Here is a 14,859-nt window from a genome sequence, read left to right on the forward strand (position 1 = left end):
TGCGCGGCGGCCTGAACTTTAAATTCGGCGGCTTCTGAAACTTTGAACTGGACTCGGCTGGGGTGTCGGGGGACGAGCGCGGGGTGAGCGAGCAGCCGCTGGGCAAACCAGTGGAAGCGCCCTCACCCTGCTTCCTCGACAGAGCGGCCCGGCGGTGGGGAACGCCGGGACGGCAAGGGTCGGCTGGATGCCGGCCCTTGTCATTCCTATGGACCTCATCCTGAGGCGCTCGGCGCGAAAGCGCCGAGCCTCGAAGGAGGAGGCCGCGCCTCGGCCTGCATCCTTCGAGGCTCGCTGCGCTCGCGCCTCAGGATGAGGAACAGGTTGTGGGGATACCCCATCCCACACTGGCAAATTCCTCGCGTTCTCACTACGTTCGGCGGATGCACGACAACACGGCGCCCGGCCCGCACGGCGGAGCGTTGTCCTCCCGAGTTCCGGCATGAACGACCTGTTCGACAAAGCGGCGAAGGGTTCGGAGCAGCGTCGCGTCAGCGCCGCCGCTGTTGCCGAGCGTCACGCACAGGACCGCCGCATCATCGCCATCCGCGGCGCGCGCGAGCACAATCTCAAGAACGTCGATCTCGACATTCCGCGCGACCGGCTCGTCGTCCTCACCGGCCTGTCCGGCTCGGGCAAATCATCGCTCGCCTTCGACACCATCTATGCCGAAGGCCAGCGCCGCTACGTGGAATCGCTCTCGGCTTACGCGCGCCAGTTCCTCTCGATGATGGAAAAGCCGGACGTGGACCACATCGAGGGCCTGTCACCGGCGATTTCCATCGAGCAGAAATCCACATCGCACAATCCGCGTTCCACCGTGGGCACGGTCACGGAAATCCACGATTACTTGCGCCTGCTGTTCGCGCGCGCCGGCATCCCGCGCTGCCCGGAACACGGCATGGACCTGACCGCCCAGACCGTGAGCCAGATGGTGGATCAGGTGCTGGCCCTGCCCGCGGACACCCGGCTCATGCTGCTCGCGCCCGTGGTCGAGCAGCGCAAGGGCGAGCACCTCGAACTCATCGCGGAACTCCGCGCCCAGGGCTTCGTGCGTGCGCGTATTGACGGCGAGGTGGTGGAACTCGAGCAGGCGCCGAAGCTGGACTTGCGCAGCCAACACAGCATCGAAGTGGTGGTGGACCGCTTCAAGCTGCGGCCGGACGTGGGCCTGCGCCTGGCGGAGTCCTTCGAGACCGCGCTGCGCCTGGCCGACGGCCGCGCGCTCATCGCATTCATGGACGAACCCCGGCGCCGGCCGCTGGTATTTTCCGCCAGGTTTTCCTGTCCGGTCTGCGGCTACAGCCTCGCGGAACTGGAACCGCGGCTGTTCTCCTTCAACAATCCGGTGGGCGCCTGTCCGGCCTGCGACGGTCTGGGCGTGAAGCAGTTCTTCGATGCGGCACGCATCGTCGTCAACCCGCACCTGTCGCTCGCGGGCGGCGCGGTGCGCGGCTGGGACCGGCGCAACGCCTGGTATTTCCAGTTGCTGCAAAGCCTGGCCAGACATTACCGCTTCGATATTGAAACGCCGTTTGACGAGCTCTTGGAAAAGATCCGCAAAGTGGTGCTGTACGGCAGTGGCGACGAGGTCATTTCCTTCCGCTACGTGAACGAGCGCGGCGGCACGTATGCGCGCAAGCACGTCTTTGAGGGCGTGATTCCCAACATGGAGCGCCGCTATCACGAGACCGAGTCGGAGATGGTGCGCGAGGAACTGGCGAAATACCTTTCCAGCCGTCCGTGTCCGGAGTGCGACGGCACGCGCTTGAGAAAAGAAGCGCGCTTCGTGTTCGTGGGCGGCGAGAACCTGCCTGCGGTTTCCCGGCGCTCGGTGGGCGCCGCACTGGCGTTTTTCGAGAAGCTCGCACTCCCCGGCTGGCGCGGCGAGATCGCCGGCAAGATCGTCAAGGAAATCCGCGAACGGCTCTCGTTCCTGGTGAACGTGGGCCTGGATTACCTGTCGCTCGATCGCAGCGCCGACACGCTCTCGGGCGGCGAGGCCCAGCGCATCCGCCTCGCGAGTCAGATAGGCTCGGGGCTGGTGGGCGTGATGTACATTCTCGACGAGCCGTCCATCGGACTGCACCAGCGCGACAACGCGCGCCTGCTGGACACGCTCGTACACCTGCGCGACCTCGGCAACACCGTGATCATGGTGGAACACGACGAGGAAGCCATCCGCCACGCGGACCACGTGCTCGACATGGGTCCGGGCGCGGGGGCGCACGGCGGCCGGGTGGTGGCTCAGGGCACGCCGGCCGAAATCATCGCCAATCCGGCCTCGCTCACCGGCCAGTACCTGGCCGGGCGCCGGCGCATCGAGATCCCGTCGCTGCGCCTGCCCTTCGACCCGAAGCACACCCTGCGCATCCGCAAGGCGCAAGGCAACAACCTGAAAAACATTGAGGTGGAAATTCCGCTCGGAATCATGACCTGCGTCACCGGCGTGTCCGGCTCCGGCAAATCCACGCTGGTGAATGACACGCTGTACCGTTACGCGGCGCGCAAGCTCAATGACGCCTCGGAGGAGCCCGCTGCCTGCGACGGCATCGAGGGTCTTGAACAGATTGACAAGGTGATTGACATTGACCAGTCTCCCATCGGGCGCACGCCGCGCTCGAATCCGGCCACCTACACCGGGCTGTTCACGCCAATTCGCGAGCTGTTTGCCGAAGTGCCGGAAGCTCGGGCGCGCGGCTACACGCCGGGACGTTTCAGCTTCAACGTCAAGGGCGGACGCTGCGAGGCCTGCCAGGGCGACGGCGTCATCAAGGTCGAGATGCATTTCCTGCCGGACGTGTACGTGGCCTGCGACGTGTGCAAGGGCAAGCGCTACAACCGCGAAACCCTCGATATACGCTTCAAGGGCAAAAACATTAGCGAGGTGCTGGACCTGACGGTGGAGGACGCGCATGCGCTGTTCGCCAACGTGCCCGTGGTCGCTCACAAGCTCGAGACCCTGACCGCCGTGGGGCTCACGTACATCAAACTTGGCCAGAATGCCACCACGCTCTCGGGCGGCGAGGCCCAGCGCGTCAAGCTTTCGCGTGAACTCTCCAAGCGCGACACCGGCCGCACTCTATATATACTGGATGAACCCACCACCGGCCTGCATTTCCACGACATTGACCAGCTGCTGCGGGTGCTGAAGCAGTTACGCGACGGCGGCAGCACCGTGGTGGTGATCGAGCACAATCTGGATGTCATCAAGACCGCCGACTGGGTGATTGACCTCGGCCCCGAAGGCGGCGACGGCGGCGGCCGGGTGGTCGCGACCGGCACGCCCGAGGACATCGCGGCGCAACGCGATTCCTACACCGGCCGGTTTCTGAAGCGCGTACTCGAACGCGGAGAACCGCGCACGGCGGCGCGGGAAAAACGCCAGGCGGTCAATCGCTGAGCGTCGGCCGATGTGCCGCAGCCGCCCGGCAAACCGCCCAGAAGCTACTGATCCGGACAAGTCTGCATCCCATTACGCGACCCCCTTTGAAAAGGGGGTGTGTTCCACGTGGGGAATTTTGAAAAATCCTCCCTCTTTCAGGCTGCGCATTCCAGCTCCGCCTGAAAGTCCAGGGCGACCATCCCTGGTCGCCCGTTCGCCGCTACGCGGCTCACCCTCCTTTTTCAAAGGAGGGCTTCAAACACGGCTGTGGTTTCGTCCCCCTTTGAAAAAGGGGGTGCGCTCCGCGCAGGGGATTTTCAATAAAATCCTCCCTCGCCATCCTTTTTCAAAGGAGGGAACAAGAGACGGGTGGAGGATTGCGGCGGCCGCGTTCTGCAGAACGTATCTACCGACAGCAGAATAAATTACGCGCCGTAGTAAGTCCGGTACCAGTCCACGAAGCGCCGCACGCCCTCCTCGATGGAGGTCCGCGGCCTAAAGCCCACTGCGGCCTCCAGATCGTCAATGTCGGCGTAGGTTGCGGGTACGTCCCCGGGTTGCATGGGCAGCAGGTTCTTCACGGCGCTGCGCCCCAGGGCTTTTTCCAGCACCGCGATGAGATGACCGAGTTCCACCGGCCGGTTATTGCCGATGTTGTAGACGCGATGCGGCGCGCGGCTCGTGGCCGGATCCGGCCGTTCTCCCGACCATTTGGGATCGCGCGCCGCGGGTTTTGCCATTACGCGCACCACACCTTCAACGATGTCGTCTATATAAGTGAAGTCGCGGCGCATGTTGCCCTGGTTGAAAACATCAATGGGCCGGCCCGCGAGAATGGCTTGGGTGAACAGGAACAGCGCCATATCGGGGCGGCCCCAGGGTCCGTACACGGTGAAAAACCTGAGACCCGTGGCGGGCAAATCAAACAGGTGGCTGTAGGCGTGCGCCATGAGTTCGTTGGCCTTCTTGGTGGCGCCGTAAAGTGATACCGGATGATCGGTGTGATCGTGCACGGAGAACGGCATGCGGGTGTTGGCGCCGTACACCGAGCTGGAGGAGGCATATACCAAGTGCCGCACCTTTTGGTGACGGCAACCCTCCAGCACGTTCACGAAACCTGCGAGATTCGCTTCCACGTAAGCGTGTGGATTCTTGAGCGAGTAGCGCACCCCGGCCTGGGCAGCGAGGTTCACGACGATTTCCGGCTGGACGCGCGCGAACAGCGCTTCCATGCCCGCGCGGTCGGCGAGATCCAGCTTTACGAAATCGAAGTTAGCGGATTTCTTAAGCCGATCAAGACGCGCCTCCTTGAGAGTGACGTCGTAATAGTCGTTGAGATTGTCGAGTCCGGTGACTTGCAGGCCGTCGGCCAGCAGGCGCTGGCAGAGATGAAAACCGATGAAGCCGGCCGCGCCGGTTACTAATATTCCGCCCATTACTCACTCCAAAAATTCCTCGAACCAATTACCGGATTTGTGCCACCACAAATCTACAAATCCCCCTTGCCCCCCTTTTCAAAGGGGGGAAGCGCGCTTGCCCGTTCGCGAAAGGGTGCGCAGAACCCACCCTTTTTTGCAAAGGGAGGCGAAGGGCGATGCCCCGAGCGGGCAGCCACTGACGGCTGCCCTGGACTTTACGGACGCCGCAGGATCGCGTAGTCCGAAAGCGGGGGATTTCAGCTGCGCGTTGCGGTCATCGCCGCTCATTTTGTCAGATGCTCTTGCCCAAAAGCGCGGCGTCTCCCTATTGTGGGAGCGGCTTTAGCCGCGACTGGTACTCAATCCTGAAATAACCAGTGCAGATTCACAAGCGCCAGACGCGGATACCGGCGGCTTCCAGCGCCGCGCGCGGAAACATCGCCTTCACGTCCATCACCAGCGGCGGACTTTTGAGCAGGCGCTTGAGCGCCGGCGCATCGAGCCGGCGGTATTGCTCGTGGGCGACGGCCGCGACCAGCGCATCCGCGGGTTTGAGCCGCTCGAAGGGCACGAGCTTCACGCCGTACTCGTGCTCGGCTTCCGCCGGGTCGGCGAGCGGGTCCGAGACCTGGAGTTGCACGTCGAAGTCGCGCAATTCAGCGAGGATGTTCGCCACCTTGGAGTTGCGCAGGTCCGCACAGTTTTCCTTGAAGGTCAGGCCGAGCACGGTGACGGTGGCGCCGCGCAGTTCATGACCGGCCCGCACCAGTTCCTTGATGGTGCGCTGCGCGACGAACTTCCCCATGCTGTCGTTGATGCGCCGGCCGGCCAGAATCACCTGAGGGATGTAGCCGATCTTCTCGGCCTTGTGGGTGAGATAGTACGGATCCACGCCGATGCAGTGGCCGCCCACGAGTCCGGGGCGGAACGGCAGGAAGTTCCACTTGGTGCCGGCCGCTTCCAGCACCGCCTGCGTGTCGATGCCCATGCGGTCGAAAATCAGCGCCAGTTCGTTCATGAGCGCGATGTTGAGATCGCGCTGGGTATTCTCGATGACCTTGGCCGCTTCCGCCACCTTGATGCTGGGCGCCTTGTGCACGCCGGCCTCGACCACGCTCGCGTAGGCCTCGGCCACGATCTCCAGCACCTTCGGCGTCTGGCCGGCCACGACTTTCCGGATGGTGGTGAAACGATGCGCCTTGTCGCCGGGGTTGATACGCTCGGGACTATAGCCCACGAAAAAATCCACCCCGCACTTCAGGCCCGATTCGCGCTCCAGCACCGGCACACAGTCCTCCTCGGTGGCGCCGGGATAGACGGTGGATTCGTACACCACGATGTCGCCACGCTTGAGCGCTTTGCCCACCGATACAGAGGCCTTGAGTACGGGTGTCAGGTCCGGCTGGTTGGCAACATCCACCGGCGTGGGCACCGCCACGATGTGGAAATCGGCTTTCCTTAAATCCGCGGTGTCGCTGGTAAACAAAATGCGAGTTTGCCGCAGTTCGGCGTCGGCAACCTCACCAGTGCGGTCGCGTCCGGCCTTCAGTTCCGCGATGCGCTCGGGTTTGACATCGAAGCCGATGACTTCGGCCCGGTGTCCGAAGGCGACCGCCACCGGCAGGCCTACGTAACCGAGTCCGATGACCGCTACTTTGCGCATATTGCTCCCCAAGGAGGGCCGCTTCAGCCAGCGGCCGGAAAGGCACGGCATTTTACCGGAGCCGGCGGTTCCGGGCGACCGACAGCCGCGTCATGCATAAGCGTCGGGATTCTGCCGTTGCCAACGCCAGGCGTCGCGGCACATGTCGTCTAAACCGAGTGCCGCATGCCAACCGAACAGCTCGGCCGCCAAGCGGGGATCCGCATAGGTCACGGCAGTGTCGCCGGGCCGACGCGCAGCCATGCGGTGCGGAATCGTGATCTGGTTCACGCGTTCAAAGGTTTGCAGCATCTCGAGGACGCTGGTGCCGCGACCGGTGCCGAGATTGATGGCGGAAAATCCCGGCGCGCGTTCGAGGAAATACAGCGCCTGCAGGTGTCCGCGTGCCAGGTCCATGACGTGGACGTAATCACGAATGGCGGTGCCATCCGGCGTGGGGTAATCCTTGCCGAAGACCTGAAGCTCGGGCAATTTCCCCGCGGCTACCCGGCAGATGTAGGGCATCAGATTGTTGGGCGTGCCCTGGGGCGCCTCGCCGATGAGACCACTCGCATGCGCGCCCACCGGATTGAAATAACGCAGCGCCACGGCGCGGAACTCCGGGTCGGCGATGCACAGATCGCGCAGCATCTCCTCGATCATCAGTTTGCTGCGGCCGTAAGGATTGGCCGGTGCCGTGGCGGCCTGCTCGCTAATGGGCGAATCCGCCTGCGCGCCGTACACCGTGGCCGAGGAGCTGAACACCATGCGTTTGATCCCGAATGCGCGCATCGCCGCGAACAGCGCAAGGCTGCCATTCACGTTGTTGTCGTAGTACTTGAGCGGATCGGCCACCGATTCGGCGACCGCCTTGACGCCCGCGAAGTGCATCACGGCAGCCACCGGATGCCGCTGCAACAATGCACGCACACCTTCCACATCGCGCAAGTCGAGCTTGTGAAACACCGGCGGCTTGCCGGCAATGCGCCCGATGCGCTCCAGCACCGCGATTGAACTGTTGGAGAGATTGTCGGCGATCACCACCTCATGCCCGGCGCGCAGGAGTTCCACGCAGGCGTGCGAACCGATGTAGCCGGTACCGCCGGTGACCAGGATCTGCATACTCTGCGTCATCAGCCGGGTCGCCCGCCGATGAGTTGCAGAAGTTCCGCGGTGCGCGCCTTGAGCAGTGCCGTATCGCCGCGGGTCTCGACATTCAGGCGCACCAGCGGCTCGGTATTGGACTTGCGCAGATTGAAGCGCCAGTCGGCAAACGCCACGCTCAGGCCATCCACGCGTCCAATGGCCGTAGCCTGCGTCCCGAAATGCGCTTCGATGCGCTTGAGCACCTGGTCCGCGTCGTCCACGGTACGGTTGATCTCGCCACTTACCGGGAAGCGCCGCTGACGCTCTGCCACCAGCGCGGACAGCGGCACAGGTTCCGTCGCGAGCCGCGCCAACAACAACAGCCACGGCAGCATGCCGCTGTCGCAGTAGAAAAAATCCCGGAAATAATGGTGCCCGCTCATCTCGCCGCCGTACACGGCATCTTCCGCGCGCATGCGCGCCTTGATGTACGCGTGACCGCAACGCGATTCCACCGCCACGCCGCCCGCACGGTTAACGATGTCGAGCGTGTTCCAGACGAGGCGCGGATCGTGAATGATTTTCGCACCCGGAAACCGGCGCAGGAAATACTCGGCGAACAGCCCAATCAGGTAGTAGCTTTCGATGAACGCGCCGGTCTCGTCGAAAATGAAACAGCGGTCAAAGTCCCCGTCCCAGGCAATGCCGAGCGCGGCGTGCCCGGCACGTACCGCGCTCGCCGTCGCCGCACGATTCTTCGCCAGCATCGGATTGGGCACGCCGTTCGGAAACGTGCCGTCCACCGCATGCGCGAGGCGCACGACCTCGAGCGGCAACCCGGCCGCCAAAGCATCGAAAGCGGGACCGGCCATGCCGTTGCCGGCATTCACCACTACGCGCAGCGGACGGATGGCATCTTTGCCTGCGTAGTTTCGCAGATGGCGCACATACTCCGGCCGGGTATTCACCGCGCGAAAAGCACCCTTTGGGGTGCCGCGGCCGGCTTCCGGATTGCCCGCCACCCAGTCCGCCAGCGCCGCGAGCCCGGTGTCGAAACTCACCGGGCGCGCACCCGCGGTCACGAACTTCATGCCGTTGTATTCGGGAGGATTGTGGCTCGCGGTAATCATCACGCCGCCGTCCACGCCGAGATGCGCGGTGGCAAAATAGATTTCCTCGGTACCGCAAAGCCCCAGGTCCAGCACGCTCACACCCTGCGCGCGCAGTCCGTCCGCCAGTGCGCCCGACAATGCCTCGCCCGAAGGCCGCGCGTCACGACCGATCACTACCTGTTTGGTGTTGAACAGCGTCGCAAAACCCGCGCCGATGGCGCGCGCCATCTCCACGTTGAGTTCGTCCGGCACGCGCCCGCGGATGTCATAGGCCTTGAATGCCGCTTTGGGATTCATGCCGGTGTCGTGCGGCTGTATTGAAAATCGGGTCGCATGAGTCTTCCTTCCGGGACTGTCTGCCGGATTGACCGCGTCACTGGGTTATCCGCGCGTGCGTAACAGGTCCACCAAACGCAGGATATCATCCTCGCCCAGGCCGGGTTCGCAATGGGTTTCGATGATCTCCCGCGACGGGTCACTCGTGTCATGCAGACCGTGCCTGATTCGCTTCAGGCCGGTGCTCGCACAGTGTGAGTACTTTCCCGCCGCCGCGTACCGGCCAGTCGCTGGCCGGCAAACCTAGATGGCTTCCGTCGCGGCGCGCAGCGCAGCAGCGCGCGGCAAACCGCCGTGCGCCACGGGTCACAGGGCGGCAAATTTCAACTGGGCAACGATGTACGCCCCCATTGAACCGGCAGCTTGGCCGGTGTGGCTGGCGTCAGCGGATTTCGATGGAGGAATAGCTAACCCGCGTGGAACCGGACCATCTGCTCTTCGCCAAGCGGTAGCGCAGGTCCAGGTAGGTCATGGCGCGCTCCTTGACGGCCGGCCCGATGAGGATGCGCGAACCCGGAGTACTCAACAAAAACGGTTCGGTTTCCACATACAGCCGCCCCGGATCGGTGGACTCGTCACGCTGGACGCAATCAGAGGCAATGTCGAAGGCCACGATCAGACGCGCCTCGCGCTCGCCCTGATAGGCCTCGGGTTTGAAAAAGTACAGGATTTCGCTCACCAGAATCCTGACCAGCGCATCCACGATGCCGCCACCGCTGGTGAGCCGTTCCTTGAAGGCCTGAATGGCCGCCAGATGCGGCTGCATGTCCTGCAGGACGTGCACCACCGCCGCCGGGTCGTACTCCATGCGGTACAGCACGGGCACAATGGCACGCGGCACTCCGCCCGGCGCGGTCGCCGGTTCCGCCGCCGCAGCCGGGGCGACCGTGAACGGCAAGCGTTCCCGATCCTGGGCGAACGCCGCGAGCGGCGTCACAATGCACACGCCCTCACCGCTGCCACCGTGCGCGCGCCACAGGTCAAGGTAATCGGCGCGCAGATTGAAGGAGCCGAGATACACCGAATATTCGCGCCCGTCCCAAGGCGTGGTCAGCGGCCAGTCGTGCGAGCGCTGCTCGGGGAAAAAGCCGCGCAGCAAGGCGGCCGCAGGCGAGTCATGCACATCAAACAACAGTCGCCCGTCCTGCATGTCCTTGAGATATGCCGCGTTGTAGAGACGCAAGCTGTTGCCGGTGCTGTTCTCGACGCCCGCCGTCAGGAGCGAACGCAGCATCGCGGCGCTGGTGAAGTGCGCGACCCCTTCCGGTGCTTCGCGTACCAGATGCGTGCTCTTGATCTTGCTGACTTCCGCCTGCAGGCCCATGAACGGTTCGAGCGCCGTGTGCAACTGCGCCGGTTCGATTTCACCGTCGCGCTCGAGATCGAGCAGTCCGAGGAGCACAAAGGCGGCTTGATCGCCCTCGCCGGACGCCGCTTCCAGCCAGCGGCGACAGGCATCCAGATCACGCTCCGTGCCCTCGCCATCGTGATAGGCGAGCGCCAGCCGGCGCTTGGCGATGACATCGCCTGCATCCGCCGCACGCTTGACCCAAGTAAAGTAATTCAGTGCATCGGGAGCGCCACTGGGAGGGTTGCGGTACAGGTCGGCAAGATCCGTCATCGCGACCGCGAGACCGGCGTGGGCCGCGCGTTCCGTCCACTCGCGCGCGAGCTTCAAATCGCCCAACACCCCGAGACCGCGCCGGTGCGCCATGGCAAGCAGGTACATGCCCCGCGGGTCCCCGGCTTCAGCCGCTGCCGTCGCGAGCTGCTCAAAGCGCGCACCGCGTGTGGCCTGCTCAAAATCCAGCGCGTGCCGGTCCTTCAATGCCAGCCGGAAGTAGTGCACGGCCAGCTCGACTTGTGCGTGGGAATGACGCAGTTGGGACGCTTGCCGCAGCCATACCAGGTACTGCTCCTGGCTGCGCGCTACGCCCAGACCGTCACGATAGGCATGCGCGAGGTTGAACATCGCACTCGGTTCGCCGGCCTGGGCCGCACGCGTCAGCAGTTCAACGTGACGTTTGGCATCGAGCGCCACACCCACGCCGTGCAGGTAGCGCAGCGCGAGGTTGTTCATGGCCTGCGCATCGCCAGCGTCGGCGGCGCGCATCAGCAATCGGTGGTATTCGGCGGCATCCGCCTTGACGCCGATGCCGTCGCGGTAGGCGAGCGCCAGCTCGAACAACGCGGGCGGACAATTGCGGTCCGCCGCTTTGTTCATCCAGCGAAAGAAGGCCGCGTTGTCTACCTCGGTGCCGATGCCGTCGCGGTAGGCCTCGGCCAGGTTGAACATCAGCGTCGGATCGCCCGCCTCGGCACCCTTGTGCGTCCATTGGAAAAAGCTGTCCGGATCGCGCTCCGTTCCCTCACCGGTGAGATAACGGCTGGCGAGACGCTGAATGGCCGCGGCATCGCCGGCAGCCGCCGCGCGCCGCAGCCAGATGAGTGCGCGTGCCGGATTCTCACCTACTCCCTGCCCAAGTGCGTAGGCATCGCTCACCAGACGCATGGCCGCGGGAGAATTTGCCGCCGCCGCGTGCAGTGCCCAGCGCAGCATTTGCTTGAAATCGCGCACCAGTCCCTGCTCGCCATCGCGGTAAGCGCGCGCCAAGAGCAACATGCAATCGCGGTTCCCGCTTTCAGCCGCGCGTTTGACCCAGTGCAGGGATTGCACGGAATTTTCGGGACTCGCGGCCTGGTTGAGTTGCGCGCTGGCAAGTTCGGATATGGCACGGTCATGTCCCGCGTCGCCCGCGCGCGTCAACCACTCGAGCGCCTGGGCATGATCACCGCGCCGGCGCAATTCGAATGCGTAGTCCACCATGGCATCCAGATCGCCATCGATCGCCAGGTGCTGCACCGCAGTGAATTCCTCGTCGTCCATGGGGCGCGCGAAATCCGTGAACGGCACATGCGCCGGTCCCGGGTCGGAGCGCCACGCAGGCATGCGCGCGCCGGCAACCTTCGGGTCATCGCCCGCGGAAGTCGGTTTCGGGTCGGTCAACATTGGTCTTGCGCTCACGATTTCCGTGACACTCCCCCGCAATCGCGCCCCAATCCTTCTTGCAGCCAGCGCCGCTGGCATTGGGCAGGCAGGCCGCTGTTCATCTCATCCAACCGGCTTGTCGGAAGGTCCCAACGCCCATCAAAGGATTTACATAATATAGCGGCTTTTCGCAATAAAGCCAGCCCCACTGCCAGCCCCGGTTTTCGGGGCAAAATCCAGTATCGCTCAGTTCCGCGAGGCCGGAGTGCCAAGGCATTTTTCAGTGTAGCCCGGAAGTGGCTTGCCTGATGTGCAGGCCGAATGCGGCGATCAGTACCTGATGGCATGGCCGCTCAGACGGGCCCGCGCCAGCCACCGGTAAAAATCTGCGCAAGCACCTCTTCGCTACCGCACTGGCAGACTGCACCCGGCTCCGCACCCGCGGTGGGACTGTCTGATGCCACATGCGACGGGTCGTCTGCAGCCGCATACGCGTAATTTTCGGTACACCGTGCCGGGAAAAGAAAAAGCCGGGCGGAGCCCGGCTTTCTGTCTTCGGTGGTTGGCCGCTTATTTGTCTTTTTTCTTCGCCGCGCGCCTGAACAGTGATTTCTTCTCGGCTTTCCCGGCCACGGGTTTTTCTGATTTGGCGGCGGCTTTCTTTTCGGTCTTGGCCGCCTTCTTGGTGTCTTTGCTTGCCGGTTTGGCGGCCTGCTCCGCTTTCGCGTTCTTCCCGGTCTTGGCGGGTTTCTCCGCCTTGGTTTTCTTTGCCGGCTTTGCGGGCTGCTCGGCGGCAGACTCTGCGGATTTCGCCGCGCGTGCCTTGCGTGCTTCGGTATGCTGATCGGCCAGCGCGGCGATCTGGGCTTCGCGATCCACGAGCTGCATCACCGCCATCGGCGCCTTGTCACCGGCGCGCAGGCCGAATTTGAGGATGCGCGTGTATCCGCCGGGACGCGCCTTGAAGTGCGGCCCGATGTCGGCAAACAATTTGCTGACCACCGCGTCATCGCGCAGCCGCGCGTAGGCCAGCCGTCGCTTGGCCACGTTGTCGACTCTCGCCAGCGTGATCAGGGGCTCGACCACGCGCCGCAGTTCCTTGGCTTTGGGCAGCGTGGTGCGGATGCTCTCGTAACGCAGCAGCGCGCCCGCCATGTTGCGCATCAGCGCCGCGCGGTGCGCGGAATTGCGCGAGAGTTGCCGGCCGGTATTCTGGTGACGCATGCGGCGGATTCCTTACACGACCACGGGCTTTTGCAGGCTCGCGGGCGGCCAGTTCTCGATTTTCATGCCGAGCGTCAGGCCGTGCTGCGCGAGCACGTCCTTGATCTCGGTGAGCGACTTCTTGCCGAGATTCGGTGTCTTCAGAAGTTCCACCTCGGTCTTCTGTACCAGGTCGCCGATGTAATTGATGTTCTCGGCCTTGAGGCAGTTGGCAGAACGCACCGTGAGCTCGAGCTCTTCCACGGGTTTCAACAGCACCGGATCGAAATGCGTTTCACCGCCCGCGTGTCCCGCATCCCGGCCCTTGAGGTCCACGAAGGCGGCGAGCTGTTCGGAGAGGATGGTGGCCGCACGGCGGATGGCTTCTTCCGGATCAATCGTGCCGTTGGTTTCGATGTCGATGATGAGCTTGTCGAGGTCGGTGCGCTGTTCCACGCGCGCGCTTTCCACCGTGTAGGTGACGCGGCGCACCGGGCTGAAGGACGCATCCAGCAGCAGGCGGCCGATGGGGCGCGATTCCTCTTCGAACTGCAGGCGCTGATTCGCGGGCTGGTAGCCGCGGCCGCGCTTGATCTTGAGTTTCATGTTGAGCGAACCGGCGCTGTTCAGGTGCGCGATCACCAGTCCCGGATTGACGATTTCAACGTCGTGATCCAGCTGGATGTCGGCGGCCGTGACCACGCCCGGCCCTTTCTTGACGAGCGTGAGCATCGCCTCGTCGCGCGTGTGCATACGAATCGCGAGTTGCTTGAGGTTCAGCAGGATGTCCACCACGTCTTCCTGCACGCCTTCGATGGCGGTGTACTCGTGCAGCACGCCCTCGATCTCGGCTTCCACCACCGCGCAACCCGGCATGGACGACAACAGGATGCGTCGCAACGCGTTGCCCAGCGTGTGACCGAAGCCGCGTTCCAGCGGCTCGAGCACCACGCGCGCCTGTTGATCGGACTGCGCCTGCACGCCTACCAGGCGCGGCTTCAAAAATTCCGTGACTGAACCCTGCATGGGATGATTCCCTCGTTAAATGCTGAAACAACCTGAACCATTACTTGGAGTACAGCTCGACCACCAGGTTCTCGTTGATGTCGGGCAGGATGTCGCTGCGCTCCGGCACGCGCTTGAACTTTCCGCTCAATTTGGTCTCGTCCACTTCCACCCACTCGATGGGCGGCAACTGCTTGGCAATGGCGAGCGCGTTCTGGATGCGCAACTGCTTCTGGGCGCGCTCGCGTACCGTAATCGCATCTTCGGCCTTGACTTGATAGGACGGTATGTTGACGACTTTGCCGTTCACTTCGATGGCTTTGTGGCCGACGAGCTGGCGCGCTTCGGCGCGCGTAGCGGCAAAACCCATGCGGTACACCACGTTGTCCAGGCGACACTCGAGGATCTGCAGCAACGCCTGGCCGGTGGCGCCGGTGCGGCGTGAGGCCTCCTGGTAGTAGCGGCGGAACTGGCGCTCCAGCACTCCGTACATGCGCCGCAATTTCTGCTTCTCGCGCAACTGGCCGCCGTAATCCGACAGGCGGTTGCGCTTGGCGCCGTGCTGTCCGGGTTGCGATTCGATGCGGCACTTGGACTCCAGCGGACGGACGCTCGACTTGAGGAACAGGTCCGTGCCCTCGCGCCGCGAGAGTTTGCATTTGGGTCCGAGATAACGAGCCATC

The 14,859-nt window shown here is 63.8% G+C and carries 8 protein-coding genes and 1 pseudogene; 1 reads left to right on the top strand and 8 read right to left on the bottom strand.

Features of this window, described 5'->3' with window-relative positions:
- Positions 1-442: 442 nt before the first annotated feature.
- Positions 443-3,403 (top strand): excinuclease ABC subunit UvrA, encoded by a 2,961-nt coding sequence (gene uvrA / locus VJR90_06390; protein ID HKV97096.1) that lies wholly within the window; start codon positions 443-445, stop codon positions 3,401-3,403.
- Positions 3,404-3,810: 407 nt separating this feature from the next.
- Here uvrA and VJR90_06395 read toward each other — a convergent pair whose 3' ends face one another.
- The 8 genes and pseudogenes from VJR90_06395 to rpsD all read right to left on the bottom strand — a co-directional run bounded on the left by VJR90_06395 (position 3,811) and on the right by rpsD (position 14,858).
- Entirely contained in the window at positions 3,811-4,821 is a 1,011-nt protein-coding gene (locus VJR90_06395; protein ID HKV97097.1) for an NAD-dependent epimerase, read from the bottom strand.
- A gap of 367 nt (positions 4,822-5,188) precedes the next feature.
- The gene (locus VJR90_06400) at positions 5,189-6,466 is read right to left on the bottom strand and encodes a nucleotide sugar dehydrogenase (GenBank protein ID HKV97098.1); all 1,278 of its coding nucleotides are present in this window, start codon (positions 6,464-6,466) and stop codon (positions 5,189-5,191) included.
- Positions 6,467-6,556: 90 nt separating this feature from the next.
- The gene (gene galE, locus VJR90_06405) at positions 6,557-7,567 is read right to left on the bottom strand and encodes a UDP-glucose 4-epimerase GalE (protein HKV97099.1); all 1,011 of its coding nucleotides are present in this window, start codon (positions 7,565-7,567) and stop codon (positions 6,557-6,559) included.
- Between the two features lie 11 nt (positions 7,568-7,578).
- Positions 7,579-8,940 (bottom strand): phosphomannomutase, encoded by a 1,362-nt coding sequence (locus VJR90_06410; protein ID HKV97100.1) that lies wholly within the window; start codon positions 8,938-8,940, stop codon positions 7,579-7,581.
- Positions 8,941-9,361: 421 nt separating this feature from the next.
- Positions 9,362-12,004, bottom strand: a complete 2,643-nt coding sequence (locus VJR90_06415; GenBank protein HKV97101.1) for an SEL1-like repeat protein — start codon at positions 12,002-12,004, stop codon at positions 9,362-9,364.
- An 807-nt stretch (positions 12,005-12,811) separates the two neighbouring features.
- Positions 12,812-13,192 (bottom strand): annotated as a pseudogene (rplQ, locus tag VJR90_06420) (50S ribosomal protein L17).
- Between the two features lie 12 nt (positions 13,193-13,204).
- A complete protein-coding gene (gene rpoA / locus VJR90_06425; protein HKV97102.1) occupies positions 13,205-14,197 on the bottom strand; it encodes a DNA-directed RNA polymerase subunit alpha in 993 nt (330 codons plus the stop codon).
- 40 nt (positions 14,198-14,237) lie between these two features.
- Entirely contained in the window at positions 14,238-14,858 is a 621-nt protein-coding gene (rpsD, locus tag VJR90_06430) for a 30S ribosomal protein S4 (protein HKV97103.1), read from the bottom strand.
- Position 14,859: the final 1 nt, after the last annotated feature.

The sequence above is a fragment of the Gammaproteobacteria bacterium genome, from assembly GCA_035279405.1.
GTDB lineage: Bacteria > Pseudomonadota > Gammaproteobacteria > Natronospirales > REEB76 > REEB76.

What these genes read in the sequence shown, in the direction of transcription:
- uvrA (HKV97096.1), top strand. Translation starts at nt 443, where the DNA reads ATGAACGACCTGTTCGACAAAGCGGCGAAGGGTTCGGAGCAGCGTCGC.
- VJR90_06395 (HKV97097.1), bottom strand. Translation starts at nt 4,821, where the DNA reads ATGGGCGGAATATTAGTAACCGGCGCGGCCGGCTTCATCGGTTTTCAT.
- VJR90_06400 (HKV97098.1), bottom strand. Translation starts at nt 6,466, where the DNA reads ATGCGCAAAGTAGCGGTCATCGGACTCGGTTACGTAGGCCTGCCGGTG.
- galE (HKV97099.1), bottom strand. Translation starts at nt 7,567, where the DNA reads ATGCAGATCCTGGTCACCGGCGGTACCGGCTACATCGGTTCGCACGCC.
- VJR90_06410 (HKV97100.1), bottom strand. Translation starts at nt 8,940, where the DNA reads ATGAATCCCAAAGCGGCATTCAAGGCCTATGACATCCGCGGGCGCGTG.
- rpoA (HKV97102.1), bottom strand. Translation starts at nt 14,197, where the DNA reads ATGCAGGGTTCAGTCACGGAATTTTTGAAGCCGCGCCTGGTAGGCGTG.
- rpsD (HKV97103.1), bottom strand. Translation starts at nt 14,858, where the DNA reads ATGGCTCGTTATCTCGGACCCAAATGCAAACTCTCGCGGCGCGAGGGC.